This window comes from Natronococcus sp. A-GB1, assembly GCF_029688845.1.
GTDB lineage: Archaea > Halobacteriota > Halobacteria > Halobacteriales > Natrialbaceae > Natronococcus.
On the sequence record NZ_JARUKW010000020.1, the window covers coordinates 1 to 26088 of the forward strand.

The 26088-nt window shown below is 67.1% G+C and carries 22 protein-coding genes and 1 pseudogene; 2 read left to right on the plus strand and 21 right to left on the minus strand.

The features are described 5' to 3' along the window. A pseudogene (locus QA600_RS19115) lies at positions 1–761 on the plus strand (hypothetical protein); the annotation flags it as partial. Position 762: 1 nt separating this feature from the next. Here QA600_RS19115 and QA600_RS19120 read toward each other — a convergent pair. The 12 genes from QA600_RS19120 to QA600_RS19175 all read right to left on the minus strand — a co-directional run bounded on the left by QA600_RS19120 (position 763) and on the right by QA600_RS19175 (position 13555). After that, positions 763–1746 (minus strand): putative sulfate exporter family transporter, encoded by a 984-nt coding sequence (locus tag QA600_RS19120; RefSeq protein WP_278293524.1) that lies wholly within the window; start codon positions 1744–1746, stop codon positions 763–765. 277 nt (positions 1747–2023) lie between these two features. After that, positions 2024–2857 carry a phosphate ABC transporter ATP-binding protein gene (locus QA600_RS19125; protein ID WP_278293525.1) on the minus strand — a complete coding sequence of 278 codons (834 nt, stop codon included), beginning with the start codon at positions 2855–2857 and terminating at the stop codon, positions 2024–2026. Then, on the minus strand, positions 2854–3714 hold the full coding sequence (locus QA600_RS19130; protein ID WP_278293527.1) for an ABC transporter permease subunit: 861 nt from the start codon (positions 3712–3714) through the stop codon (positions 2854–2856). Before QA600_RS19130 ends, QA600_RS19125 begins: the two co-directional genes overlap by 4 nt. After that, positions 3714–4652, minus strand: a complete 939-nt coding sequence (gene pstC, locus QA600_RS19135) for a phosphate ABC transporter permease subunit PstC (RefSeq protein WP_278293529.1) — start codon at positions 4650–4652, stop codon at positions 3714–3716. The genes QA600_RS19130 and pstC overlap by 1 nt, the downstream gene beginning before the upstream one ends. A gap of 1 nt (position 4653) precedes the next feature. After that, positions 4654–5634: a substrate-binding domain-containing protein gene (locus QA600_RS19140; RefSeq protein ID WP_278293530.1), complete on the minus strand. Its 981-nt coding sequence runs from the start codon at positions 5632–5634 to the stop codon at positions 4654–4656. 351 nt (positions 5635–5985) lie between these two features. Next, entirely contained in the window at positions 5986–6975 is a 990-nt protein-coding gene (locus QA600_RS19145; protein WP_278293531.1) for a putative sulfate exporter family transporter, read from the minus strand. A 4-nt stretch (positions 6976–6979) separates the two neighbouring features. Next, positions 6980–7120: a hypothetical protein gene (locus tag QA600_RS19150; protein WP_278293532.1), complete on the minus strand. Its 141-nt coding sequence runs from the start codon at positions 7118–7120 to the stop codon at positions 6980–6982. A gap of 250 nt (positions 7121–7370) precedes the next feature. Then, a complete protein-coding gene (locus tag QA600_RS19155; RefSeq protein ID WP_278293533.1) occupies positions 7371–8447 on the minus strand; it encodes a hypothetical protein in 1077 nt (358 codons plus the stop codon). A gap of 28 nt (positions 8448–8475) precedes the next feature. Next, on the minus strand, positions 8476–9189 hold the full coding sequence (locus QA600_RS19160; RefSeq protein WP_278293535.1) for a hypothetical protein: 714 nt from the start codon (positions 9187–9189) through the stop codon (positions 8476–8478). A gap of 81 nt (positions 9190–9270) precedes the next feature. Further along, positions 9271–11733, minus strand: coding sequence for a dihydropteroate synthase (gene folP / locus QA600_RS19165; protein ID WP_278293536.1), 2463 nt, complete (start codon positions 11731–11733; stop codon positions 9271–9273). A 66-nt stretch (positions 11734–11799) separates the two neighbouring features. Further along, positions 11800–12678, minus strand: coding sequence for a DUF5518 domain-containing protein (locus QA600_RS19170; protein ID WP_278293537.1), 879 nt, complete (start codon positions 12676–12678; stop codon positions 11800–11802). A gap of 91 nt (positions 12679–12769) precedes the next feature. Then, entirely contained in the window at positions 12770–13555 is a 786-nt protein-coding gene (locus tag QA600_RS19175; RefSeq protein ID WP_278293538.1) for an ABC transporter ATP-binding protein, read from the minus strand. A 220-nt stretch (positions 13556–13775) separates the two neighbouring features. Here QA600_RS19175 and QA600_RS19180 point away from each other — a divergent pair, with 220 nt between their 5' ends. Continuing rightward, entirely contained in the window at positions 13776–15431 is a 1656-nt protein-coding gene (locus QA600_RS19180) for a hypothetical protein (protein ID WP_278293539.1), read from the plus strand. Between the two features lie 546 nt (positions 15432–15977). On the opposite strand, the gene carB is transcribed toward QA600_RS19180, so the two are convergent. The 9 genes from carB to QA600_RS19225 form a co-directional block, all read right to left on the minus strand. Next, positions 15978–19208 (minus strand): carbamoyl-phosphate synthase large subunit, encoded by a 3231-nt coding sequence (gene carB / locus QA600_RS19185; RefSeq protein ID WP_278293540.1) that lies wholly within the window; start codon positions 19206–19208, stop codon positions 15978–15980. A gap of 126 nt (positions 19209–19334) precedes the next feature. Next, positions 19335–19898 (minus strand): GrpB family protein, encoded by a 564-nt coding sequence (locus QA600_RS19190; RefSeq protein ID WP_278293541.1) that lies wholly within the window; start codon positions 19896–19898, stop codon positions 19335–19337. Between the two features lie 396 nt (positions 19899–20294). Then, the gene (locus QA600_RS19195) at positions 20295–20831 is read right to left on the minus strand and encodes a DUF5815 family protein (protein ID WP_278293542.1); all 537 of its coding nucleotides are present in this window, start codon (positions 20829–20831) and stop codon (positions 20295–20297) included. Between the two features lie 129 nt (positions 20832–20960). Continuing rightward, complete coding sequence (locus QA600_RS19200) at positions 20961–21833, minus strand: ABC transporter permease subunit (protein WP_278293543.1); 873 nt, start codon at positions 21831–21833, stop codon at positions 20961–20963. After that, complete coding sequence (locus QA600_RS19205; RefSeq protein WP_278293544.1) at positions 21830–22747, minus strand: ABC transporter ATP-binding protein; 918 nt, start codon at positions 22745–22747, stop codon at positions 21830–21832. The genes QA600_RS19200 and QA600_RS19205 overlap by 4 nt, the downstream gene beginning before the upstream one ends. A gap of 173 nt (positions 22748–22920) precedes the next feature. Next, positions 22921–23832 (minus strand): ArsR family transcriptional regulator, encoded by a 912-nt coding sequence (locus QA600_RS19210; RefSeq protein ID WP_278293545.1) that lies wholly within the window; start codon positions 23830–23832, stop codon positions 22921–22923. A 109-nt stretch (positions 23833–23941) separates the two neighbouring features. Further along, a complete protein-coding gene (locus tag QA600_RS19215) occupies positions 23942–24352 on the minus strand; it encodes a hypothetical protein (RefSeq protein WP_278293546.1) in 411 nt (136 codons plus the stop codon). A gap of 61 nt (positions 24353–24413) precedes the next feature. Further along, on the minus strand, positions 24414–24635 hold the full coding sequence (locus QA600_RS19220; RefSeq protein ID WP_278293547.1) for a hypothetical protein: 222 nt from the start codon (positions 24633–24635) through the stop codon (positions 24414–24416). Positions 24636–24784: 149 nt separating this feature from the next. Next, complete coding sequence (locus QA600_RS19225) at positions 24785–26023, minus strand: FAD-dependent oxidoreductase (protein ID WP_278293548.1); 1239 nt, start codon at positions 26021–26023, stop codon at positions 24785–24787. Positions 26024–26088 lie beyond the last annotated feature (65 nt).

Here is a 26088-nt window from a genome sequence, read left to right on the forward strand (position 1 = left end):
GCCCCGCCGCCCCCCCCCCCCCCCGCCACCCCTTCCAGCTCGGGGGCTGTGGCGGGCTGGCGCCCGAGGAGTACTACGAGGGCAGCGAGCAGGTCGCCGACTTTCTTCGACTGCAGGGCGCGGACCGCCGCGAGTGGGACGTTCCCGAGCCCGACCGACGGGCACCGGAGGCCGAGTGGGGGTTCGACCCGGCCTTACGCGAGGACCTCGAGCGGATCGCGGACGAACGCGACTACGAACTCCGTCGGCTCGCGTTCGACGATCCGCGGGAGCTGAGCCCGTTCGTCGCCGATCGCTACCGCGAGCGCTACGAGGCCCGCGACCGATCGGTCGACCGCCTGCTCGTCCAGTCGTTCGCGCTGGTCGAGCCCTGGTGGACCCTTCGGACGGGATCGGTCCCCTACTGGACCGCGTTCAACACCCGTTCGGATGTGGAGTACCTCGAGGAGTACCTTGACGACAGCGAGCCCTACGACGAGATCCGCTCGACGCTGTTCTCCCACGGGATGGAGTCGGCGGGGTTAGCCTCCACTGCGGAGTGGAAGGGAGTCCTCTCGCGCGCCCGCGACGAGTACGGGTTCGTCGGCGTCGACGAGGCGGAGTTCCCCTACGACGTCGAAACGCAGGTCAGGTACCACGACGACCTGCCCGAGGAGATCGACGCGCGCCATCCCCTCCCCCCGGCGATGGCGTTCGACCGGTTCGAGTCGATTACCGAGGACGTCGCTCCGGAGTACGGGCTCGAGTGGAAGGCGGAGTGACTCAGAGGACGGCGAGCAACACCACGAGCGAGAGCGTGCTGACGAGCACCAGCGCCGTCAGCACGACGACGGCGGGCAACAGTCCCGTCCGGCGGAGCTCGGCGAGTCGAATCTCCGTCCCGAGACCGACGAACGCGAGCAGGAACAGCCAGCCGTACAGCTCCTCGATCGCCGCCCGCTGGGACGCCGAGAGCAGCCCCGCGCTCGCGACGACCATGAGCGCGAAGAAGCCGAGGACGAACGTCGGCACCTCCTCGAGGAGCGTCCTCGCCGAGGGGTGCGATCCCCCGCCGGATCGGGCGTAGTAGCTCGCGTACGCCAGCACGACGACGCCGATCAGGGCGTTCCGGGCGAGCTTCGTCATCGTCGCCCACTGGCCGGCGAGCTCCGAGTGGGTGAAGCCGACGGCGACGACTGGCCCTGTCGAGAACATGCTGACGCCGGCCCAGACACCGAAGACGGTGCCCGAGAGGCCGAGCAGATCGCCGATTAGCGGGTAGACGACGATCGTCACGGCATCGAACAACAACACCGTCGCCGCGGCGTAGGCGATCTGGTTCTCCCGAGCCCGGATCGCACCGGCGACCGCGACGACCGCGGAGACGCCGCAGATCCCCGACCCCGCCGCCAGCAGCGAGCCGAGCCGGCCGGTGATCCCGAAGACGTTGCGCGCGAGCAACTCGACGACGAGGATCGTTCCCGCGGAGACACAGACGACGATCGCGAGGACGAGCGCGCCCGTCTCGAGGACAGTGCCGAGCGTCACCGACGCCCCCATGAGGACGATCCCGGCGGCCAGCCAGAAGCCGTGGGTCGCGATCCCCGCCTCGAGTCGCTTCGGGACGTCGACCGTGTTTGCGAGGACGAACCCGACCGCGATAGCGACGAGCAGGGCGTTGAAGCCGACGACTCCCTCGACGCCGCGAGCGAACGCGGCGCCGAGACAGAGCGCGAGCAGCCCGGGAAGACGGTCTCGTACGCTCATCGTGAGTAGCGCGCTCGAGGGCAGTGATCGCGGCGACGGTTAGGAGCACCGACACCGACGCGTTTCGGTCGGCGCTCGAGGGGTGCCCGGCTGGAGCGGACGATCGTATCGGGCGGGAGCCACTGGCCGGACGTCATCTGTTCGGCGCTTCGAAGCGATGGTGGTAACCGCTGTCGATACTGCCCGCAGACGCTCGGCACCCGCGTCTCGCTCCCGTTTCCCTGGGAGGAGGCGCCGAGGCGAGACGCGACGATCGAACCGAACTCGAGCCGACCGACTAGCGGGTGGCGACGGGCTGTTGGTCCGTCACCGACTCCTCGTCAGGTTCGTCGTCGTAGTCGACCGCGGTGTGGCCCTTCACGAACTCCTGTGTCCGCTCGTGCTTGGGGTTCTCGAAGAACGAGCGCGTGTCGTTGGCCTCGACGAGCTCGCCCAGGTAGAGAAAGATCACGTCGTCGGCCAGTCGCTTGGCCTGGTCCATGCTGTGAGTGACCATGATGATCGTGTACTCCTCCTTGAGATCCTCGAGCGTCTCTTCGACCTGTTCGGCCGAGATCGGGTCCAGCGCGGAGGTGACCTCGTCACAGAGCAACACCTCGGGTTCGACGGCCAGCGAGCGGGCGAGACAGAGCCGCTGGATCTGCCCCGTCGAGAGCTCGGCGCCGGGGTCGTCCAGACGATCTTTCACCTCGTCCCAGAGGTTGACTTTCCGGAGGTAGCTCTCGACGAGGTCGTCGAGCTCCTCGCTCGAGTAGTCGCCGTGGATCTTCGCGCCGTAGGCGACGTTGTTGTAGATCGACAGCGGCAGCGCCGTCGGCGTCTGCGGGACGTACCCTACTCGCCGCCTGATCTCGGGCAGCGGGTCGTCGGTGTCGTAGATCGCCTCGTCGCCGAGGTACACCTCGCCGGTGATCTCGGCGTTTGGCTGGATCTCGTGGAGGCGGTTCAGCGCCTTCAGCAGGGTGGACTTGCCACAGCCCGAGGGCCCGATGATGGCCGTCAGCTTGTTCTCGGCGAACTCGGTGCTGACGCCGTCGACCGCGGTTACTTCCCTGTTTCCGGTGTACGTTACCTCGAGATCGTCGGTGCGGAGTGCGATATCGTTACTCATGAGTGTCTTCCTCCTGGTGCGAAGCGAGCGAACCTCCCGGCGAGGAGCTTCGAGGCCAGTATCAGTGCGAGCACGGCGACGATCAGGACGAACGACGCCGCGTAGGCGTGCGAGCGGACTTCGGCGTTGAACGACGCCGCCTGCTCGAAGATGAGGATCGGCAGCGTCGTCGCGGGATCGAACGGGCCGCCGGGCATCTGCGTGCTCCGCCCGGCCGTAAAGAGGACGGTGGCGGCGTCGCCGATCCCGCGGGCGAAGCCCATGATGATCCCGGCGATGACACCCGGTAGGGCCGCGCGGACGGTCATCCGTGCGGTTTCGAACCGCGTCGCGCCCAGTCCGTAGGACGCCTCCTTGACCGCGTCCGGAGCCGCCCGCAGCGCCTCGTCGGCGTAGCGAGTCATGATCGGGTACTGGAAGATCGCGATCGCGATCGTCCCGAAGATCAGGCTCGTCTGGGCGCCGACGGCGATGATGATCGTCAGCACGAACACCCCGTAGACGATCGGCGGCGTCCCCCAAAGCACGTTCAGGAACATGTTGATCACGTCCGACGTGCGCTCGCTCGAGTAGTCGCTCTGGAGGAACATGGCCGTCGAGATCGCCAGGATCGAGGCGACCACCGTCGCGGGGACGACGATGAAGATACTGCCCAGGACGGCGTGGAGGAACCCGCCGCCGCCGTCCAGCATGTACCGCGAACCCGGCGCCGTCACCATCACCGCGGGATCGGTGACGAAGACGCGTCCGCCCCGCCAGAGGGTGACGCCGACGACCATCACCAGGACTCCGAGGATGAGCGCGGCGCTCGCGCGGGCGAGGAAGCCGAACAGTCGCTGCTCGGTGTAGCGGTCCATCAGTACTGCCACCTCCGTTGCAGGCGGCGACGGACGAGCATCGCCCCGAAGTTAAAGATCCAGACGATGACGAGCAACATCAGCCCGACGAGGATCAGCGCCGACTGGGTCAGCGGGATCGACATCAGCTCGCCGAAGTCGTTGACGATCAGCGTCGGCAGCGTCTCGCCGGCGTCGAACGGGCTCTCGGGAATCGCCGTCTGGCCGCCGATCAGCATCGCGGGAACGATCGTCGCACCGAAGACGCGACCGAAGCCGAGCAGGATTGCGGAGAAGATCCCCGGTCCTGCGGCTCGCAGCAGGACGGTGCGAATCGTCTCCCACTTCGTCGCACCGACGCCCAGCGAGGACTCGCGGAGTTCGTCGGGTAGCGCCTCGAGCGATTCGACCGACAGCGAGATCATGAACGGAGTGACGATGATCGCCATCACGAGACTCACCGTCACGATGCCGAGTCCGATACTGTGGGCGCCGACGGCGGGCGCGAGGTAGTCGCCGACGAACGGGACGACGACGATCAGGCCGACGAGCCCGAAGATGACGCTCGGAATCGCCGCGAGCACGTCGATGAACGACGAGACGAGCACCTTCGTCCGGCCCTCGGCGTACTCGGCGATGTAGATCGCCGCGAGGATCGCCAGCGGCGTCCCCATCGCCATCGAGAGGACGGTGACGTAGATCGTACCGACGATCGCCGGCAGGAAGCCGAACTCGTCGGCTGCGGGATCCCAGTTCGAGGACGTCATCATCTGGAACAGCGAGTACTCGGAGACGATCGGGATCGACTGCTGGACGAGCGTCAGGACGATGAGCCCGAACAGCGCGACGGCGAAGAGGCCGGCGCCGACGAGCCAGTAACTGCTCAGGCGCTCGAGCAGGAGCCGTCGGTCGAGTCGGTTCGAACCGCCGGATCGGTCGGTTTCGGTTGCCGTGCCCATCTCAGGAAGCCTCCGCGAGGATCTCGCGCTGTTCCTCGAGCTGTTCGTCGCTGATCGGCGCGTAGCCGTTGTCGCGGACGTACTGCTGGCCCTCCGTGAGGACCCACTTGACGAAGTCGGCCGCCTCCTCGTCGAACTCGCCGTTGGCGGCCAGGTACATGTCCCGGGCCGGCGGGGAGGGGTAGCGGTCCTCCTCGACGGCGGTGAGGAACTCGTCGCGGGTCTCGTAGAACTCCTCCTCGGGAGAGAGTGTCCCGCTCTCGTCGCGGTCGAGCGGAACCGGGCGGATATTCATCTCGAGGTCGCCCGTATTGAAGTCGTAGACGTAGTTGATGTTGTTCAGCGAGATGCCGTGGGAGTCGTTGTTGATCGCCTGAGCGACCTGCTGGTCCCCGTCGAAGTTGCCGTCGGCCATGTCCTCGAGTTCGTTCTCGGTGTAGCCGCCGAGGAACTCGCCCCACTGCTGGTAGGCCGCCGAGGAGTCCGAGCGCCCGTAGACGAAGATGGGTTCGTCGACGTCGCCGTCGACAAGCTCGCCCCAGTTCGTGATTTCCTTGGAGAAGATGGCCGCGAGCTCGTCCTGCGTGAGGCCGTTTTCCCAGAGCTCGCCGAAGATCGGGTTGTCGACGTTGACCGTGCCGACGACGGTGTCGATGAGCATCGCGGTGGCGACCAGCCCCTGTTCGATCTCCTCCTCGTCGGGGTCGCGTCCCATCATCGCGATGTCGACCTGGTCGTTCATGACGTCGGAGACGCCGACACCGGTTCCGCCGCCGGAGACGTCGATGTCGACGTCGCGTTCGTCGGTGTAGATATCGGCCCAGACCTGTACCATCGGCAGCGGGCCGACGCCGCCGGAGATGCGAATCGTCGACTCCGAGCCGGCATCGGAGTCCGACCCCGCCAGACAGCCCGAAAGCGCAACCGCAGAGCTGGCCCCGAGGGCAGCTAGTGCAGAACGACGCGAGTAACCCCGATTCATACGTGCCTCCCTAAAGGCTAGACGCTTGTATCCCCTCGTGAGCCTGCAATTCTTTGGTTCTCCACCCGAAACCAGCAAAGCTCTCGGTGGAACGCGGTCCCGCCCCACGGTGCGTTCCTCGCCGCGCCGATCCCGCCACGGACGGCTCTGCGGGCGGTACGGCCGGACAACGGCCCGTCCCGTGTGACGCTCCATACGCTACGGCCGTTCTCTGCGGCGGCTCCCGCAGCCCTCGGCGCTCCTGATTCCCGATATTCGACGGAACGAGCCCGGTACGCCGACCTCGCAAGTATTGCCTCGGACTTCGACGGTCGACCGACCGCACGGACGCTCGAGCGTCCGATCCGGTCGCTACGCGCCGAACAGCATCGAGAGGACGACGAGCGAGACCGTGCTGGCGACCACCAGTGCGAGCAGGACGACGAGCGCGGGCGTCAGTCCTGTGCTCCGAAGCTCCGCGAGCTGGATCTCCGTGCCGAGCCCGACGAACGCGAGTACGAACAGCCAGTTGTAGGCGTTCTCGATGGACGCCTGCTGGGCCGACGAGAAGACCCCCGCACTCGCCAGCGCGACCAGAACGAGGAAGCCGAGCACGAACTTCGGGAACTCGTCCCAGAGGGTTCGCAGGGAGGGACGACCCGCGGATCCCGAGCGGGCGTAGTAGCTCGCGTAGGCGATGACGACGGCGCCGATCAGGGCGTTGCGCGAGAGCTTCGCCATCGTCGCCCACTGGCCGGCGACCTCCGAGTGGGCGAACCCCACGGCGACGACGGGTCCCGTCGAGAACATGCTGACGCCGGCCCAGACCCCGAAGACGACGTCGGAGAGCCCGAGCAGATCGCCGACGATCGGGTAGACGACGATCGTGATCGCGTCGAACAGCAACACCGTCGCCGCCGCGTAGGCGATCTGCTCTTCCCGGGCCCGGATCGCGCCGGCGACCGCGACGACCGCGGAGACGCCACAGATCCCCGATCCCGCTGCGAGCAGCGAGCCGAGCTGGTCCGCCAGCCCGAAGACGTTGCGCGCGAGCAACTCGACGACGAGAATCGTCAGCGTCGTCACGGCGACGACGACCAGCAACACGAGTCCGCCGACCTCGAGGATCGTCTCGAGGGTCAGCGACGCGCCCATGAGGACGATCCCGGCACCCAGCCAGAGCTTGTGGGTGTTGATCCCCGGCTCGAGCCGGTCGGGAACGCCGACGGTGTTCGCCAGCACGAACCCGAGCGCGATGGCGACGAGCAGGTGGTTGAACCCGACGGTCAGCTCGACCGCTCGCGCGAGAACGGCGCCGAGAAGGAGTGCTGCCAGCCCCGGAAGAAACCGCGCGGCCGACATCTCGCTACCAGGGGATCTGCAGCTCGAAGACGGCGATCGCCGCCACTGTCGTCGCGCCGACGGCGACGCTCTGCCAGTCGCGCTCGAGGTCCCTCCAGCGGGATCGAACGGCCGCAACGCCCCGGTGTAGTCGAGTACTACCCATTCGTATTAGATCTGCGAACCTGCGCACTTAATCCTTGTCGATGCCGTCGGAGATAGGTGTGAAAATTGCCTCCATCTAGGACGGTACTGTCGTAGGTGAGAGTAGATATTGCGACGGCTTGTGACACGAGGCATCCTTTTGCTGCTATCTGCGTCGACTTTCGAGCAAAATCGCCGCGTTCGCAGATCCGAACTCCCGACCAACACCGCCGGGTAGTTCCGCGGAGGCGAAGGGAGGACGACCTCGAGAGTCAGCGCGGCCGGTCGGCGAACTCCCGCCACAGCGCGGCGGCGACGGTGAACTCCTCGGCGCTCGCGTACCCGCGTTTGACGTACGGCTCGCCCTCGAGCGTGAGTACCTCGAGGAAGGTGCCGTACGGCGCCATGACGCGCTCGATCCGTTCGACCTCCCGACGGGCCCGCTCCTCGAACCCGTACCGCTCGAGGCCGTTGGCGTACATGAGGCTGTTCCAGGGCCAGACGTGGTAGTGGTAGTCCCGGTGGGGCGCGAAGAAGGGGTGGACCTCGCCGACCCCGAACGACCGCTCGCGCATACACAGCCCCGTCGGCGTCTCGAGGTCCTCGAGCGCGTCGGCGATCGATCGCGCGCGGTCGTCGCCGACGAGGCCGAAGTACAGCGGGACGACGTTCGCGTCGCAGGCGAGGATCCCCGACCCGCGGCGCTCGTCGAAGTGCCGGCCGTTCCACAGGGTCTCGAGCCCGTCTCGGATCCTCGACGAGTCCGCGCCGGCGGTCTCGAGCCCGCGTCCCTCGAGGGCCTCGACCGTCGCCAGCCACATCGCAGTGTTGTACGTCTCCCGCGGGGCCGCGGCCGAGTCCCACCAGGAGCTCCCGGATCCGGTGACGATCCCGCCCTCGACGAACCGCTCGCGGTGGCGCGCGACGAGTTCGACGACGGCGTCGGCGTGCCCGCCGAGCCCTCCAACCGCGGCCAGCGCGAGCACGACCGCGGGGACGGTGTCGACGCCCTCGGCCGGCGTCGCGGCGCTGTAGCCGGGGTGGAAGTCGGTGTAGAAGACGTCCGAGGTCGAGAGCTCCGCGAGCAGCGCCGCTGCAGTGTCGGCGACGACGTCGTCGTATCCCGCCGCCACGAGCCCCGGTGCGGCGAAACAGAGATCCCGGGGCCAGACGCCGTGAAAGTGACCGCCGGACTCGAGGCCGCGCTCGGCCCGCATCGAGAGGATCCGGTCGGCGGCGCGCTCGAGCGCCCCCGCTCGCCGGTAACCGCGGCGACGCTTCTCGGCGTAGTGGGTGAGGCGTCGCCGGAGCTCCCGGGCGTAGTAGCGGAGGGTGATCGTGGTTGACATCGAATCGAAGAAGGAAACGGATCGCGTATCAGTTGTTCTCGTCGTCCTCGTCGTCCTCGTCCGGCTCGACCTTCATGTCCGAGGCGTCCTCCTCGGGCGTTTCCTCGGGTTCCGTCGAGTCGGTCTGGGTCGGCTGAGCCTGTTCGGGGTCCGGCCCCGTTGCCTCGGCGGTCTCCTCGGCCATCGCGGTCTCGGAGACGTCGACCTCCGTCGTCTCGTCGTCGGTGGTTCTGCGGGGGTCCTCGTCGTCCTTGTCGGCGCTGGGTTTCGATCGTGGCTCATCCTCCTCGGGGTCGTCGGTGAACTCGATCTCGCCGCCATCGTCGTCATCGGCCTCGCCGAGCTGTGGTTCCTCGTCGACGTTGCCTTCGGCATCGATCTGTGACTCCTGGCCGGCGTCGGGCCGCTCGGCCGCCGCGGCGGCCTGATCGGACGTTTCTTTGTCCTCGGTCTCGCCGTCGACCTCGTCGAGATCGGGTTCGAACGTCGTCGGTTCCGACGTCCGACGCTGCCGGAGTCCGATGCCGATCAGCCCGGCGCCGACGGCCGCCTTCGGGAGCGCGCGAAGCTGGCCGCGAGCGACCGATCGCAGCGTCGACAGCAGCATGAGTCCGCCGCTGACGACGGCGAGGCGGCCGTCGCGGGCGCTCTCGCCCGCGATCTCCCGCGCCGCGTCCATCGGGTCGTCCGCCAGTTCCTCGAGCTCCTCGCCCTGTAGATCGTGATCGTATTCGTCTGTCATAGATTGGCCTCGAGCACGCTGCGCTCACGACCAATACCGCGCCCCGACAGTTGAAGCTTGGACCGGCAGATGCGCCGCCGACTACGGCTCGAAGCGGTCGGGATCGCGCGCCGCGAGCGCCGTTCGAACCGCGGCGACGTTCTCGGGGACGTCGTGAACTCTGACGAGGTCGGCACCGCGGTCGGCCGCGAGCGCGCTGGCCGCGACGGTCGGCTCGAGGCGCTCGCCGGACTCGCAGCCGATGTGTGCGAACATCGACTTGTGCGAGTGGCCGAAGAGGACTGGACAGCCAAGCGCCCGGAACTCCGCGAGCCGGTCGAGCAGCTCGAAGCTCTCGGGGGCCGACTTGGCGAACCCGATCCCGGGGTCGACGATGACGTTCTCACGCTCGAGGCCGGCCTTCTCGGCCAGCAGGATCCGTTCGCGGAGCTGGTCGACCACGTCCTCGACGACGTCGTCGTACTCGACCTCTCGATCGGGGACGACGGGTGCGTCGACGCTGTGCATTACGATCAGCGTCGCGTCGTGGTCGGCGACGACGAAGCGCATCTCGGGATCCTCGAGGCCGGAGACGTCGTTGACGATGTCGGCGCCCGCCTCGAGGGCCGCGTCGGCGACGGCCGCCTTCCGCGTGTCGATCGAAAGTAGGGCGTCGAGGTCGCTGATCGCCTCGAGGACGGGGACGACCCGCTCGATCTCGGTTTCGACCGGGACGGGATCGGCGCCCGGTCGCGTCGACTCGCCGCCGACGTCGATCACGTCGGCGCCAGCCTCGACCATCGCCTCCGCCCGACTGACAGCATCCTCGAGCGCGTCGAACTCCCCGCCGTCGTGGAAGCTGTCGGGCGTGACGTTGAGAATGCCCATCACGGCGGTCCCGTCCGTCCATGGAGGCGACGACTCGTCGTCCTCCACTACCGTTGCTCCGTCCTCGAGGTCGAGCGTCGACTCGAGCTCCCGTCCGACCGCGGCCAGCCCGTCCGAGCGCTCCGCGAGCCGGTCGACGAGCCGCGCGAACTGCTCGAGCGTCCCCGAGAGGACGGCGTCGATCCGCTCGTCGTTCCGCCGGAGCCCCGAGAGGGTACACTCGCCGCCGATCCGGAGCAGCTCCTCCCGCAGGGTCGTCGCCTGTCGGTACCGGAGCGAGGTCTTGACGACCCGGTGGACGGTCGACTCGGCCGCGTCGTCGACGTCGCTCCCGGTCGCGTCCGTACTCGAGAGTACTTTTCGGGCGTCCTCGAGATCGCGAGCCCGCTTGGGAACCTGCAGCGAGGTCCACCGAGAGCGCGCCTCGGCGACCGCGAACAGGGATCCGGTCACGAGCACGCAGTCGTCGTCGCCGCTCTCGGCGATCGCGTCCTCGAGGGCGTCTCGGACGTCCGGGATCGTCCGAACGTCGGGGACGCCGGTCCGCTCGAACACCGTCGCGAGGGTCTCGGGATCCTCGGCGCGCTCGAGGCCCGGCTCGGTCGCGACGACGGCGTCGGGGGTCGGCAACGCGTCGGCGATCCCCGTAACGTCCTTGTCGTGCATCACGCCGGCGACGAGGGTGAGGTCGTCGTACTCGTAGCTCGAGAGCGTCTCGGCCAGCCCCTCGCAGGCCCCCGGGTTGTGCGCGCCGTCGAGGACGACCAGCGGCTCGGTCTCGAGCACCTCGAACCGACCCGGCCAGTGGGCGTTTCGCAGCCCCCGCCGGAGCTCTCCATCCGAAACGCTCGCGATCTGTCGGGCCAGCGTCGCCGCGATCCCCGCGTTCTCGGCCTGGTGGCGCCCGAGGAGTGGAATACGGGCCTCGAGCGGCCTGCCGTCGTCGATCGAGACGGCCGCCTCGGTGTGGTTCACCCGTCCCTCGTAGGCGACGCGGACGTCCGGCTGGCGGTCGTCCTCGCCGTCGAACCCCACGGTGACGACCTCGCCCGCGACCTCGCGGACGCCCTCGAGGGCCTCGCCGGAGGCGCCGGTAACGAGCGGCGCGTCGGCGGGCGCGACGTGGGCCTTGTCGCGGGCGATTTCGGCCTCGGTGTCGCCGAGGATCCCCGTATGCTCCAGGGTGACGCTCGTCACCGCGCTCGCGACCGGATCGACGACGCTTGTGGCGTCGTAGCGCCCGCCGATCCCGACCTCGAGGACGGCGACGTCGACGTCGGCCCGGTCGAACTCCCTGATCGCCATCGCGGTCAGCACCTCGAAGAACGTCGGCGACTCCCCGTCGGCGGCCCGCTCGGTGACGTGCTCGCGAATCTCCGCGACGAAGGCGGACACCGACGACTTCGGGATCTTCCGCCCGTCGACACGGATCCGTTCGCGCAGATTCTCGAGGTGTGGCGAGGTGTAGAGGCCGACCGACAGCCCCGCCTCCCGCAGCGTTCGCTCGACCATCCGCGCCGTGCTTCCCTTCCCGTTCGACCCCGCGATCTGGACGAAATCAACGTCTTCCTGGGGGTCCTCGAGGTGGGCGAGCAGCCGGGCCGTCGACTCCGTCCCTGGTTTCGGGCGGAACCGACGAAGCCCGAACAGGAACTCCGCCGCCTCGTGATACTCCATACTGGAATCACAGAGTCCGCGCGCTTAGGGATGTCGGACCCGAGAAGCGGACGACGGGGAGTCCGGTCAGCGCGGCCGTTCGTCGGCGATCCGCTCGAGGTTGCGATACCTGTTCGCGAGGTAGACGACGGCAGTCAGCCAGAGCACAACGAGAAAACCGAACGTCGCGGGTGCGGACGGGCGCGGCGATCCGTAGAGGGTAGCGCCGACGTACGCAGCCGCGAACCCGAGAGCCGGGAGCCCGACGTACGCCCGCACGTTCGGAAGCCACGCCGACTCACACCGGGGAACGGTCGCGTCGACGAACACGCCGAGGGCGGCGGGTACCGAGAGAAGGACGGTGCCGACCAGCAGCAACGCGACCGCGAAGCCCGCACCGCCGTCTGGTTCGACTACCCCTTCCGCGAGCACGACCGCCGGCACCAGCAGGACGTACGCGACGACGGGGAGCCACCACCGCGACTCGAGCGCGTTCCGGCTTCCGCTGTCGGTCGCGTCTCGACTCCGAGACGCTCGAGCGCTCCGCCGTCGCATCCAGCCGACGACGACGGCGGTCGCCGCCGTCACCAGCACGGTGAGTCCTACACCGACCGCGACGGCGATCGGCGTCAGGACGAGGGCGAGCACTGTCATCGTCGTCGACGCAGTTCCGATCGTCGACGCTGCGGTGGCGGCGTACAGCAACACTGTCGCGACCGAGGCGGCGAGTCCGGCCCAGATTCCGGCGCGGCGGGTTCGACTCGCACAGTCGCCGTAACGATAGCCGACGAGTGTACCGGCCACCAGGAGGGGAACCCCCGAGACGGTTCCGCCGACGACGGTCGCCTCGTCGGGCGGCTGCCAGGAGAGCGCAACCGTGAACGGGACCGTCGCGAGGCCGACGAGAACGGCGAACCGAAGGGGGTCGCCGGCTACCGTCTCCCGGTACCCTCGAAGCATATTCATACTCTCCTATATTCTCCTCAGCATGAATATATTGTGTTGATAACTTATCATGGAGGGTGAACAGTGGGGCCGAACGAACACGGTCACCCGCTCACTCGGAGGACGGAACCGGCGACTGATCGATCTCCTCGGGCGTTTCCCGAGTGATCTCGAGGAAGGCGTCCTCGAGGCTGCGGGTCTCGCCCGTCTCGGCGCGGGACTTGAGCGTCTCGGGGTCGCCCTGGGCGACCTGTTCGCCGTCGTGGATCACGCCGATCTCGTCGGCCAGTTCGTCGACGACGGGGAGGATGTGCGTCGAGAGGACGATCGTCATCTCCCGGTCGGCGAGGTCGGCGATCGTCTCCCGCATCGTCCGGGCCGCGCGGGGATCGAGCCCGCTGGTGGGCTCGTCGAGGAAGGCGACCACGGGTTCGTGGAGCACGGCCTGGATGACACCCACCTTCTGACGCATTCCTTTCGAGTAGCCCTCGATCCGCCTATCGGCGTCGTCGAGCAGGGCGAAACGCTCGAGCAGCGATTCGATCCGTTCGGCGGACTCGTCCTCGGGCAGATCCCGGAGCCCAGCGGCGTACTCGAGCTGTTCGCGACCGGTCAGCTCGTCGTAGATCGGCGGCTCCTCCGGCAGGTAACCGATGTGAGGGGTAACGGCCTCCCGATCTGTGATCGACTGGCCCGCAACCCGGGCGGACCCCGAGGTCGGCTTCGTCAGCGTCGTCAGCATCCGCATCGTCGTCGTCTTGCCCGCGCCGTTGGGACCCAGAAAGCCGTACACCGTTCCCCGGTCGACGGACATCGTCAGCCCGGCGACGGCCGTCGTCTCCCCGTAGCGTTTCGTCAGCGAGTCGGTCTCGATCGCGGGGCCGTCGCTCGGATGCATACCCTCCGTTTCGGTTTGCCGCACGTAAAACCGTACGTTCACGTTCGCCAACCGCTCCGGTCGGCCGCTCGAGTCGGTCCCGAGCGAGTGTCGACCTCGAGTTCCCGCTACTGACAGTCTCGTTGGCTGATCGGATCCGAACCGTTTACTCGGTGGGGCTCCCGGTATCGGCTATGACCCCGACGACGCGCGGCCTCCCGTTTTCCGGCGGTGATTCCTGGTGAGGCGTGCAGCGCTCCTCGTCGCCCGCACGGAGTTCCGGCGGACGATCCGTGCGGTGACGACCGAGCGGACGAAGCTCCTCCTGCTGGTCCTGCTCGGCGCCCTGATGCTCGGCTCGGTGACGGTCGCCGGCGGTTACCTGCTTCCCTCCCTCGGCGAGCACTACGCCGGGGCGCCGGGTTCGGACCACGTCGCGCTCGCGACCGAAGCCGCCGCGGGCGGCGTCGCGGTCGCCTGGCTGTTCCTGGTCGGGATGAGCGCGATCCGGGCGTTCACCGCCGCGGCGAACCCCGACGAGCCCGCGTTCCTGCTCGTCTCGACGTCGACGCGAAACGCCGCGACCGGGATCGTGGCCGCCGAGATACTGCTGTTTGCCGTCTGGGTCCTTCCCCCGACGATCCTGCTGGCGAGTGCGTTCGCCGTCGGCACCGGCACGGCCCTTTCCGTCGGAGCCGCGGCGGCGACCGCGGCGCTCGCGTTGCTCACCGCGGTTCCGGTCGGATTCGTGGTCGGCATCTGGTTCAGACACCTGGTGACCGTCTACGAGCCGATCGCCCGCTACCGGTGGGTGCTGTTCGTCGGCTTCTGGGTGCTGTACTTCGGGGCGATCGCGACCGGCCGGCTCGACCTGGTCGTAAGCGAACTGTTCGTCGCCCTGCAGGACGGGCCGCTGGGCTGGCTCGGCCACCTCCTGCTGATCGGCGTGCCCAACGTCCCCCCATCGACGACGGCGATCCTCGGGGCGATCATCGGCACGGCCCTACTGGGATCGGTCGCGCTCGCGCTCGGCGTCGCCTCCGCGGGGATCCACTGGTTCGCCGACCCCGCGAGATTCGACGATCGGCCGTCGTCGAGCGACTCCTCGAGCCGGCTCGCCGCTGCGCTCTCGCGCGGGTTCAGCCGCCCGACCCGAACCGTGACGCTCACCGCGATCCGGCGAACCCGACGGGCGCCGATCCGGCTGGCGTACGTCGGCTACCCCCTCTTCGGCGCGGTCGGATTCGTCCAGGTAATCCTCGAGACCGGGACGGTCCCCGCCTACGTCGCGGCGATCCTCTCGCTGTACCTCGTCTGGGCCGCCGGCGCCCTCTTCACGCTCAACCCGCTGGGCGACCTGGGTTCGGCGCTCCCCGCGGTCGTGACCTCGACGCTGTCGGGCCGCCGGGCGATCGCCGGACTCGTCGTCGCCGGCGTCCTCGTCGCGGCACCGATCGGGCTGGCCGGCTCGCTCGCGCTCGGCTTCGTCAGTCCGCTCTCGCTCGAGCAGGCGGCACTGCTCGTCGCGGCGACGGTCGTCGGAACCGTCGCGACGCCCGCGCTGGCGACCGGGATCGGCACGGCGCTACCCCGATTCGGCAGCGTCAACGTCACGAACAGCCGCGAGGCGGTGATGCCGAGCAAGGCGGCGTTCGTCACCTACTCGGTCGCGGTCGTCCTCCCGGCGGCCGCTGCGGCCGTACTCTACACCGACGCGGCAGGGTCGATCGCCGACTTCCTCACGATGATGTCGGTCTGGGCGCCGATGCCCGAACTCGCCGTGACCGGTACCCAGCTTACCGTCGTCGCCTGGACCGTTCTCGGGATCGGGCTTCTCGCCCCGCCGGTGTCGTTCCTCTACGCCTGCGAGACGTTCGATCTGTACACGCTCGAGTGATCTTCGACCGGTTCGTTATATAGGGCTGCCTGTGAGACTCGCGTTCCGTACAGGCGAACGACGTCTCAGCTCGGTCCGACCATCCACCTGCGGTGGCGCGCGCTGTCGGCCGTCCGAACGTCAGAGGACGGTCGACGATGCTGTGCGAGGGATGAGCGAGGGAGCAACGCGACCGAGTGAATCGGCTGGGGAGGGCGTGGCAATCCCCTGTGTTCGTGCCAGCAGAATCTGCTCCTGTCGATATTACCACGAAAGCCCCTGGCCCGCTCGAGGGCTGCGGCTCGCTGTCGTTCGAAAGGCGCGGAGCGCCTTTCGTGATGACGAGAGAGCTTTGCTCTCTCGAACCACGCTTCTCGGTCGCATCGCTCCCTGCGGTGCTTGCGTCCCCTCGCCCCTCGAGTCGGCCAGCCCCTTTCAGTCCCACCCAGCGGTGGCTAATCAGGGGTGTAGACTCGACGCGGATGTTCCATTCGCCGCTCTACGTAACGACTCGAGCGACTCAGCTCACCCTGTAAAACTACGTACAGAAAACCGTACTCGACTTCGTTACCGTCCCCACTCGGCGGTCCGCTTCGGACGCTCGGTGATCGGCTGGACGTCGATCGGCTCGTCTTTGGCCTCGAGCGCCTCGAGAGCTGCCTTCGCGCTCGCGGGCGTCGAGAAGTACGTCACTTCCTCCTCGACGGCGACCTCGAGTAAGTCGCGGTCTCGCGAGATGATCAGGTCGACCTCTCCCTTCTTGACGGCGTCGACGAGGTCGACGGCCTCGCAGAGGTCGAAGTGCGTCGTGAAGCCTTCGACCAGTTCGTCACCGGCCTCGGTGTCCGGATCGGGGAACTTATCGGCCGAGAGGTCGACGATCGCCGTCCCCGACTCGGGAATCGGTTTGCCCGTCGCGTCCTGGGCCTTGTCGTAGGCCTTGCCGAAGGAGTCGGCGCTGCCCATCACTTCGCCCGTCGACTTCATCTCCGGGCCGAGACGCGGATCCGACCCCGGCAGGCGGTCGAACGGCAGGACGACCTCCTTGATCGAGGTCTGCTCGGGGATCTGCTCGTCGATCTCGAGGTCGGCGAGGGACTCGCCGGACATCACTCTGGCCGCGAGCTTGGCGATCGGGACGCCCGTCGCCTTCGAGATGAAGGGGACGGTACGGGAGGATCGTGGGTTGGCCTCGAGCACGTACACCTCGCCGTCCCTGACGGCGAGCTGGACGTTCAGCAGCCCGACCGTCTCGAGGGCCTCGGCGATTTCCTCGGTGACCTCGCGAACGCGGGCCAGCGTTTCGTCGTCGAGCGAGCGGGGCGGGATCATACACGCCGAGTCGCCGGAGTGGACCCCGGCGGTCTCGACGTGTTCCATCACGCCGCCGATCAGCACGTCTTCGCCGTCCGCGACGGCGTCGACGTCGAGTTCGATCGCGTCGGCGAGGAAGTCGTCGACGAGGATCGGCTTGTCGGGCGAAACGCGGACGGCCTCCTCGATGTAGCGCTCGAGTTCCTCGTCGTCGTAGACGACGTCCATCGCGCGGCCGCCGAGCACGTAGGAGGGACGGACGAGCACCGGGTAGCCGATATCGTGAGCGAGCTCCATCGCCTCCGTTTTGCTGTGGGCAGCGCCGCCTTCGGGCTGGGCGATCCCCAGCTCGTCCATCAGTTCGTTGAACCGGTCGCGGTCCTCCGCTAAGTCCATCGCCTCGACGCTCGTGCCCATAACCTCGCAGTCGAGCCCGCGGCGATCGATCTCGTCTTGGAGCGGGTCGCCGATGTTCACTGAGGTCTGACCGCCGAACTGGACCATCACGCCGTCGGCGTCTGCGGCTTCGGCGACGTCTGCGACCTCCTCCGCAGTTATCGGCTCGAAGAACAGCCCGTCGGAGGTGTCGTAGTCCGTCGACACCGTCTCCGGGTTGTTGTTGACGACGTGGGCGTCGATCCCCTGCTCGCGCAGCGCCTGGACGGCGTGGACTGAACAGTAGTCGAACTCGACGCCCTGTCCGATCCGGATCGGGCCGCCGCCGACGACGATCACGCTCTCGACGTCGCGGTCGACCTCGAGCTCTCCCGCGGCGGCCGCACCCTCGAGCGGGCCGGAGTCGAACTCGGACTTGCGGGCGGAGTAGTAGTACGGCGTCTGCGCTTCGAACTCGCCGGCGCAGGTGTCGACCTGTTTGTAGGTGCGACCGGGGACAGCCTGTTCGACAGTGTCGACGTCGACGTCGCCGCCCGCCGCCGCGGCGATCGTTGCGTTGGTGTGGCCGGCGATGGCGGCCTCGGTGAAGTCACCCTCCTGGGCGGCGCGGGTCGACTCCGCGATGCGGGCGAAGCGCTCGGTGTACCACTCGAAGATCCCCGTCAGCTCGACAACCTCCTCGACATCGTAGCCGCGTTCGAACGCCTCGAACATCGCGTACGGACGGTCGGGCGAGGGCCGGGAGAGGTAGTGCTCCTCGAGCTCTTCGTCCGAGACGTCGGCCCAGTCGACGTCGGGCTCGTACTCGCTCGAGCGCAAGGCCTTCAGCAGCGACTCCTCGAAGGTGCGGCCGATGGCCATCGCCTCGCCGGTCGACTTCATCGCCGTCGTCAGCTCGAAGTCGACGTCGTCGAACTTGTCCTTGGGCCAGCGCGGTACCTTCGTCACCACGTAGTCGATCGCGGGCTCGAACGCCGCCGTCGTCTCGCCGGTGATCTCGTTTTCGATCTCGTGGAGGCGCTTGCCGAGTGCGACCTTCGCGGTGACGCGGGCGATCGGGTACCCCGTCGCCTTCGAGGCCAGCGCCGAGGACCGCGAGACGCGCGGGTTGACCTCGACGACCCTGTACTCTCCTCCAGGGGTGCCGTCGTCACGCCAGGCGAACTGGATGTTACACCCACCTTGAATCCCGAGTTCGCGGATGACGTCCAGCGCCGCGGTGCGCATCTCCTGGTGGCCCTCGTCGGGGACGATCTGGGAGGGCGTGACGACCGTCGACTCCCCGGTGTGGATCCCCATCGGATCGATATTCTCCATGTTGCAGATGATGATACAGGAGTCGTCGGCGTCGCGCATCACCTCGTACTCGTACTCGACCCAGCCCGCGATCGACTCCGTGATGAGAACTTCGCTGTTGCGCGAGAGGCGCAGTCCCTTGCGGACGCGGCGAAGCAGTTCGTCGAACTCGTGGACGACACCCGACCCGCTCCCGCCCAGCGTGTACGTCGTGCGGGCGATCACCGGCAGGCCGCCGACCTCGTCGACGGCTGCTTGGACGCGCTCCTCGAGGTCGTCCTCGGTCAGTTCAGCGACCGTCTCGCCCTCGTCGAGCGCGATCGTCGTCGAGGCGGGTACGGGCTGGCCGATCTTCTCCATGCGCTGGCGGAACAGATCGCGATCCTCCGTCGCGTAGATGGTGTCGAGAGGGGTGCCCATGATCTCGACGTCGTGTTCCTCGAGCACGCCCTCCTCGGCGAGTTCGGCGGTGACGTTCAGCCCGGTTTGTCCCCCCAGACCGGCGATGACGCCGTCGGGCTGTTCCTTCCGGATGATCTCCGCGATGGCCTCCGTCGTGATGGGCTCGATGTAGACCCGGTCGGCCATCTCCGGATCCGTCATGATCGTCGCGGGATTGGAGTTAACGAGGACGACGCGAGCGCCCTCCTCCTGGAGCGCTCGGCAGGCCTGCGCGCCAGAATAGTCGAACTCGGCGGCCTGTCCGATCTGGATCGGTCCGCTGCCGATCAGCAGGATCGTGCGTCCGTCCCCTGTGGCGACGTCCCCGCCGCTCTGGTGATCCGTACTCATTGGTCCTATCCGTCCGGAGTTCGCACATCGTAATAAGCCCCACGAAACGATACGATTCTCGTAATTCGATTTCGAATTTCGAATATTGCCGGGGAACCGCGCCGCGGTCGAGTGTGACGACCGGGGTCAGTCGGTCGTCGGGACGGGACAGCGTACGTCGACGTCGTCCTCCCGGGCAACCTCGAGCAGTCGCTCGACGAACGCCGACTTTCCCTCCGAGTAGGCGACGAGGTCGTCGTGTGCGGCGGCTAAGTCGCGCTTCAGCCGCTCGTACTCCTCGCGGCGGTCGGGACACGCGGCGAGAACGTCGCGCGTAGCCACGCTGACCTTCCAGCCGTCGCTCGAGACCGCGAAGACGTGATCGTTGAACCGCTGGCCGTCGTGCTCGCGGAAGACGGGGTGCCACTCTCCGGAGTTCTCGAGGCGGGTCCCGCCGAGTTCGTCGGCGAGCAGTTTCGACACCTCGCTTACGGCGTCGTCCGCGACGACGATGTCGAGGTCGACGATATCCTTCGCGGCGAGATTCGGGACGGCCGTCGAGCCGACGTGCTCGATTCGCTCGTAGTCGTCCTCGAGTCCGGCCCTCGAGAGCGCGTCGCGAACGCGGTCGCGCTCGGCGACGAATCGCTCGTGCCACCTCTCGTGATCGGCGGGAACGAGTTCGATCGGATCCTGGTCGGCGTTGACCATTGTTTTGCCAACTCGGAACGGCTATTTAGAACTTCTTCAGGCATGTCAGGAGTAACCAAGGTCACGAGACAAGTCGGTACACCCGTTGACGGTACGACACGTTCAGGTATGATACTTCCAAGTATGATTATTGGAAGTATTTTTCCAGCGGACGTCCTTCGCTGAAGCTCGACGTTCGACAGCCTCCGTTCGATGCCGCGACGAGTCCCCCCCGATATCAGAACTCGTCTGCGAACTACGGCGCTCTTCGGTCGCTGGAGGATCACGTCCGAGAGCTTCGGTGGACTCCACCGGAAGGAAGCGAGCCGTCGAATACGCGCTCTTCTCGCGGAGCGCGGGGATCTCCGCCCGGATACGGTAAACGACGTGGTGGCTGCGATCAGCTAGCGCTTCCCGTCAGAGCGCCCGGTCGTGCTCGCTCTCGAACTCCCGCTGGCGGCGGTACTGCTCGACGAACTCGCCGACGTCGAACTCGAGCATCTGCTCTTCGAACTCCGTGATCGCGGCGTCGTCCTCGGCGTGGCTGATCGCGTGCTCCATCAGCTCGACGACGAGTTCGACGATGATCTCGTGCAGTCGCCGGGAGTCGAAGTCGGTGACCCACAGCATCGAGTAGCCGACCGCCCCGTCGTCGCTCGCGTCGTGGGTGACGACGGCCTCGGGAAACTCCTCCATGGTGACGCCGAGCAGGTGGGGGGTACCGAACTCGTCGAACTCGTCGTCGGTCTCGACCAGCTCCTGGAGGACGACCACGAACGACTCGGGAAAGAATCGGGACGGCGGGTGGACGTCCGTGACGACGGCGTGAGTCTCGCCACAGGAACAGGCGTACTCGCGCATGCCGAGGTCGATCTCGTGGGGGTCGAGGGTCTTCCCGCAGGGCAGCTCGAGGTGATCGTCGGGCTCGGAACCTGGGACGCGGGGCTCTGCCATTACGTGCGGTTGGGGCGTCGACAGTAAAAGGTCGACGACTCCACAGTCGTACGGACCGCTGTACGTCATTGACTGCGAAACCGTGAGCCACCCTGGGGTTGCCCCCGTACGTCGGTACAGGGGACCGTATCAGAGGTCCGACGAGTCGAACCGGTAGTAGCCGACGGCGAGGGGGACGACCAGCCACAGCGCGAGGACGACGAGTCCGATCTCGGGACTGGCGTAGAACGGCTCCGCGTTCGTGGCGCTCACCTCGACGCCGGCGCCCGCCTGACCCGGGTCGGCGCCGACCGTCTCCGCGAGGTCGGGCAGCAGCGCGACGACCGCCGAGAAGTACGCCGATGACGGCGAGAGCTGCGTGACCGTGAACACCCAGTCGGGGATCGTCGCCGGAAACGAAAAGCCCTCCACGACGTACAGCACTCCCATCGGCACGACGTCCCACAGCAGTTCGAAGACGACGAAGAAGCCAAGCGCCAGCGTCGTCGCGCGCGAGGTCGATCCCGTCGTCGCCGAGATGCTAACGACGATGCTCGCGTAGACGGCCGCGAACGAAAGCGTGAGGAGGACGAACGCCAGCACGGCGACGGGTTCGATCTCGCCGAGCAGCGCGGCGCCGAACCCAAGGCCGACGACCAGCCCGACGCCGAGGCCGAACGCGAGCACGGCGGCCCGGCCGAGAACTTTGCCGGCGAAGACCTGCCCCCGGGTGGTCGGCAGCGACAGCAGGAGCTTGATGCTCCCGAGTTCGCGCTCGCCCGCGAGGGACTTGTAGCAGACGACGATCGCCGCGATCGGAACGAATAGCCCGACGAGGCCGATCGTGAAAAACAGTAACCCGCCGAACGTCGCCCCTGCAGGCGAGCCGAACATCTCGGGCACCTCGACGTAGGCGTACGTCGAGACGAGCGAAAGGGCGACGAAGACGGCGACGAGCGCCCACAGCGCCCGCGACTGGACGGCGTCGCGGAAGTCCTTCTTCGCGACGGTGAGCCAGGTCACGCTTCGACCTCCTGTGCGTCGTTCGTGTAGCGGACGAACAGGTCCTCGAGCGAGGACTCGACGACCGAGAAGTCCTGGACCGACGCGACGCGGTCGATCGCGTGCAAAGCAGCGAACTTCGAGACGCCGTCGATCGACACCCGAAGCCGACCGTCGTCGATCGCCGCGCTACCGATGCCGTCGAGGCTCCGAACCTGCTCGAGAACGCCCTCGTCGAGGTCGGTAACGTAGACGTACAGCGTCTCGCCCAGCTCCGTCGAATCCCGGAGGCCGTCGATCGTGTCGACGGCGACCAACTGCCCACGGTTGATGATTGCCACGCGGTCACAGACTGCCTCGACCTGCTCCATGACGTGACTCGAGAAGAACACCGTCGTCCCGCGATCGTTCTCCTCGCGGATGATCTCGCGCATCTCGCGGGCGCCGTTCGGATCAAGGCCGGTCGAGGGCTCGTCCAGCACGAGCAGGTCGGGGTCGCCGACCAGCGCCATCGCCAGCACCAGCCGCTGGCGCATTCCTTTCGAGTAGCCGCCCGCCTTCCGGTCGGCCGCGTCGGCGATGCGCACTCGCTCGAGCAGCGCGTCCGGATCCTCGCTTACCCCTTTCATCTCGATCGCGAACTCGACGTGCTGGCGTCCCGTCAACCGATCGTAGACGTGGTAGCCGTCCGGAAGGACGCCGGTTCGACTGCGGACGAGCTGGCCCGCCTCCTGGGCGTCGTGGCCCAGAACGGTCGCGGTCCCCGCCGTCGGCCGGATGAAGTCGAGCAGGACGTCGATCGTCGTCGACTTGCCCGCGCCGTTAGGACCCAGGAAGCCGAAGATCTCCCCCTCCCTGATCGTGAGGTCGAGGCCGTCGACGGCGACGACGTCGCCGAACCGCTTGGTCAGTCCCTCGAGTTCAATCGCCGCCATCTGAACCTCTCCGGGGAACGGACCGCGAACGTGGAAGGACCGGGACGCGTTCCGACTCCGCTACAATAGTGTCCATACCTCCCGATTGGCGTCGACCGAGATAAATACTGTAGTTTTGGTTACATATTGGCAGCACAACTACTCAAAATCAGTTGAGCAAGCGGATTCACACGTTAGGGGTCGTCTGCGTCGGGCTGCGCGACAGGGGTTACGATCAGTTCGTCGTCGATCTCGAATCGCCGCGTCTCGCCGTCGAGCGTGACCTCGACGGTCGCTGCGAGCGGATCGACGCTCTCGACGTCGGTCCGCACCGTCTTCGAGGCAATGTGTTCGAAAAACTCCCAGAGTGGGTGCTCCAGGACGGCACTTCCGTGTTCCCAGAAGAACCCTGCTACGGCGGGGTGGAGCACGGCGACCGCCTCGAGCGGAGCGTGGACCACGAGCCAGCACTCCCGACAGGTACCCTCGAGCGTGTACAGTGTCCGTCCGTCGTGGTGGTGTGCGTCGACGTCGGTGTCGATCGGCCCGTAACACTCCGGACAGACCCCGTCCCGGATCAGCGTGAACGATCCCCAGATCCGGGCCCCGACGCTGTCGACGATCTCCGACGCCGACCGGTGTCGCGTCTGGCTTTCGGGGAGGAGGTCGGTGAGCAACCCCGACTCGCAGGCGTCACAGCGGACGACGAACTGTTCTCGCTCGACCGTTGCGACGAGCGACTCGCCCTCGCAGAAGACGCAGACGCCGTCGACCTCGGTGTCGCCGAAGCTTCGGGCGTTCTCGTAAAACCCGGCGAGGAGTGTCCGGACGATCTTGTCGCCGCCGTAGGTGAGCCGATAGCCGTCGTCGGTCTCGGCGAGGAACGGACCGACGAGTCGATCGAGGTGGTAGGAAAACTGTGACGTACTCGAGACGTCGACGGCATCGTAGAGTTCCGTAAACGACATCCGAAGCCACTGTTCCTGTCGTTCCCGCTGCGCCTCCGCCAGGGCGAGAAGGATCTCGAGGCGGGTACGGTTCCCGAGTGCGCCGATCGCGTCGACGACGTCCTCGTCGATTCGCGCTTCGTCCTTCCTCGAAGTCATCGGTCGGTCTTTTGGGTGGGATTTTCACCGAAACGAGACAACCGTCTCGAGCCCGGGAGGAAGCCGCCCGTATCGCGTCGGTCGTGAGGTTTTCGCTCCCGCGATCGATTCAGGGCCAGTCGTCCCGAACCGGCTCGGCGTCCGCCTCGTCGTCCTCGAGGTCGGTCGCGACGACCCAGTCGGCGGCCTCGGCCGCGTCCTCGACGGGGAGATATTCCCAGCCGACGTCCTCGGCCAGCTCCTCGTCGGCCTCGTCGTCGGCGATGAAGACGTATCGGTCGGTGTCGAACTGGTCCTTGACGGCCTCGAGGCTCTCCGCTTTCCCTCGAGGACCCGAGAAGAAGTCCTGCCGGATGCGGTTCTTGCGCGTGTAGTTCGTTACGACGTAGGTCGGTTTCTCCGAGACGACGCCGATGTACTCGCTCCAGCCTCTGGCGTCCTCGAAGACGCTCTCGGGCGACGCGAGCGCTTTCAGCGCTTCGAGCTCGAACGCCAGGGTCATGTCGCTACCGCCGTTCATACGCTATCGAAGCGGCGCACGGGGGAAAACGGCTTCGATACTTCCAACGAGGTCGGAACGACTACGCCGCCTCGACCCGGTAGTAGTCCGTCGCGACGACGACGGTGCCAGGAACGAGGTCGGTACCAGTAGCGGTCAGCTGACAGCCACCCTCGAGCGCCGCGTAGAACCGCTCGAGGGTTCGGTCGTCGAGCTGGTCGATGTGTCGAACGGTCGCGTCCGGCGCGACGGAGTCGACGCGTCTGAGCGTGAGCGACCGCCCTGTACTGGTAGTTGTTGCCATGGGTGTGATTACCAAACTCGTGCTATACCTTAACTGTTGTCACTGCACGGATTGGATCAATCGGTGAAGCGACGATCCGGAGTGGCCGCCGTTCGCCGCCCGCAGCGTCTCGGAACGACGGCCGCTTCAGGGGAAGCGACCCGGCGGACCTACTGTTCCTGTGGCGGCGCGAGGTCGTCGAGGTCGACGGTCTCCTCGAGCAGGACCTCCTTCTGGTCGGCGACGTCGCGCTGTTCGCGCATCAGCTGTTTGAGCTTGCTCTGCGGGGAGAGGTCGCCGATGAGCACGCCGCCGACGACCTTGCCGTCCTTGAACGCGATCCGTCGCCACTCGGTGTCGCTGTACTTGCGCTCGGCGTGCTCGTCGCCGAGCGTCGGGTGACCGAAGGAGAGGAAGGGGAAGTCGAAGTGCGTGATCGAGTACGAGGAGACCCACTCGAACTCCTCGGCCTCGTCGTCGGCGGCCATGTTGACTCCGGCGATCCGTCCCTGCTCCTTCGCCGACCCCCAGGAGCCGTTCTGGGCCTGTTCGCCCAGCAGGACGTCGTAAAATCGGGTGATGTCGCCCGCCGCGTACACGTCCTCGAGGTTCGTCTGCATGTACTGGTCGACGAGGATCCCGTTGTCCTGCTCGAGGTCGATGTCGCCGAGGTACTCGGTGTTGAACGTGAGGCCGATGGCGACGCCGGCGAAATCACACTCGTAGCGCTCGCCGTCGGGGCCGATCGCCGCAACTACCTTTCCGTCGTCGTCGGTCTCGAAGCGGTCGACGCCGCTGTCGAAGACGGGCTCGACGCCGACCTCGCGCATGCCCTCGTGCATGATCTCCGCACCCTCGCCCGAGAGCGCGTAGCGCCACCAGCGGTCGCCTCGCATCAGGTACTTGCCCTCGACGCCCTGGGCGCCACAGACGGCGGCGAAGTCGATCCCCAGGAGCCCGGCGCCGACGATGACGCCCTTCTCGGCCGCCTCGGCGCTCTCGCGGATCTTGCGGGCGTCCTGGAACGTCCAGAAGTGGTGGATCCCCTCGGCGTCGCTGTCGTCGACGGGAAGCTGTGTCGGGGTGCCGCCGGTCGCGATCAGCAGCTTGTCGTAGCCGATCTCGTCGCCCTCGTGGGTGTGGACGACCTTCTCGTCGGTGTCGACGCCGGTAACGTGGGTGTTCAGCGAAAGCTCGATGTCGCGCTCCGCGTACCAGTCCTCCTCGTGGATCGAGATCGGCGCCTCGGGGAGTTTGCCCTTCGCGTGTTCCTTGATCAGGATCCGGTTGTACAGTGCCTCCCCCTCATCGGTGATGACGGTGATCGAAGACTCCGGGTCCTCTTCCCGAAGCGTCTCGGCAGCCGAGCTGCCCGAGATCCCGTCACCGATGATGACGTACTCGGTCATACCGTGACCGTTCGTAATGCGGGTTAAAGGATATTGCTATCTCGTCTATTTTCTTCGCTCGGCCG

What these genes read in the sequence shown, in the direction of transcription:
- QA600_RS19120 (WP_278293524.1), bottom strand. Translation starts at nt 1,746, where the DNA reads ATGAGCGTACGAGACCGTCTTCCCGGGCTGCTCGCGCTCTGTCTCGGC.
- QA600_RS19125 (WP_278293525.1), bottom strand. Translation starts at nt 2,857, where the DNA reads ATGAGTAACGATATCGCACTCCGCACCGACGATCTCGAGGTAACGTAC.
- QA600_RS19130 (WP_278293527.1), bottom strand. Translation starts at nt 3,714, where the DNA reads ATGGACCGCTACACCGAGCAGCGACTGTTCGGCTTCCTCGCCCGCGCG.
- pstC (WP_278293529.1), bottom strand. Translation starts at nt 4,652, where the DNA reads ATGGGCACGGCAACCGAAACCGACCGATCCGGCGGTTCGAACCGACTC.
- QA600_RS19140 (WP_278293530.1), bottom strand. Translation starts at nt 5,634, where the DNA reads ATGAATCGGGGTTACTCGCGTCGTTCTGCACTAGCTGCCCTCGGGGCC.
- QA600_RS19145 (WP_278293531.1), bottom strand. Translation starts at nt 6,975, where the DNA reads ATGTCGGCCGCGCGGTTTCTTCCGGGGCTGGCAGCACTCCTTCTCGGC.
- QA600_RS19150 (WP_278293532.1), bottom strand. Translation starts at nt 7,120, where the DNA reads ATGGGTAGTACTCGACTACACCGGGGCGTTGCGGCCGTTCGATCCCGC.
- QA600_RS19155 (WP_278293533.1), bottom strand. Translation starts at nt 8,447, where the DNA reads ATGTCAACCACGATCACCCTCCGCTACTACGCCCGGGAGCTCCGGCGA.
- QA600_RS19160 (WP_278293535.1), bottom strand. Translation starts at nt 9,189, where the DNA reads ATGACAGACGAATACGATCACGATCTACAGGGCGAGGAGCTCGAGGAA.
- folP (WP_278293536.1), bottom strand. Translation starts at nt 11,733, where the DNA reads ATGGAGTATCACGAGGCGGCGGAGTTCCTGTTCGGGCTTCGTCGGTTC.
- QA600_RS19170 (WP_278293537.1), bottom strand. Translation starts at nt 12,678, where the DNA reads ATGAATATGCTTCGAGGGTACCGGGAGACGGTAGCCGGCGACCCCCTT.
- QA600_RS19175 (WP_278293538.1), bottom strand. Translation starts at nt 13,555, where the DNA reads ATGCATCCGAGCGACGGCCCCGCGATCGAGACCGACTCGCTGACGAAA.
- carB (WP_278293540.1), bottom strand. Translation starts at nt 19,208, where the DNA reads ATGAGTACGGATCACCAGAGCGGCGGGGACGTCGCCACAGGGGACGGA.
- QA600_RS19190 (WP_278293541.1), bottom strand. Translation starts at nt 19,898, where the DNA reads ATGGTCAACGCCGACCAGGATCCGATCGAACTCGTTCCCGCCGATCAC.
- QA600_RS19195 (WP_278293542.1), bottom strand. Translation starts at nt 20,831, where the DNA reads ATGGCAGAGCCCCGCGTCCCAGGTTCCGAGCCCGACGATCACCTCGAG.
- QA600_RS19205 (WP_278293544.1), bottom strand. Translation starts at nt 22,747, where the DNA reads ATGGCGGCGATTGAACTCGAGGGACTGACCAAGCGGTTCGGCGACGTC.
- QA600_RS19210 (WP_278293545.1), bottom strand. Translation starts at nt 23,832, where the DNA reads ATGACTTCGAGGAAGGACGAAGCGCGAATCGACGAGGACGTCGTCGAC.
- QA600_RS19215 (WP_278293546.1), bottom strand. Translation starts at nt 24,352, where the DNA reads ATGAACGGCGGTAGCGACATGACCCTGGCGTTCGAGCTCGAAGCGCTG.
- QA600_RS19220 (WP_278293547.1), bottom strand. Translation starts at nt 24,635, where the DNA reads ATGGCAACAACTACCAGTACAGGGCGGTCGCTCACGCTCAGACGCGTC.
- QA600_RS19225 (WP_278293548.1), bottom strand. Translation starts at nt 26,023, where the DNA reads ATGACCGAGTACGTCATCATCGGTGACGGGATCTCGGGCAGCTCGGCT.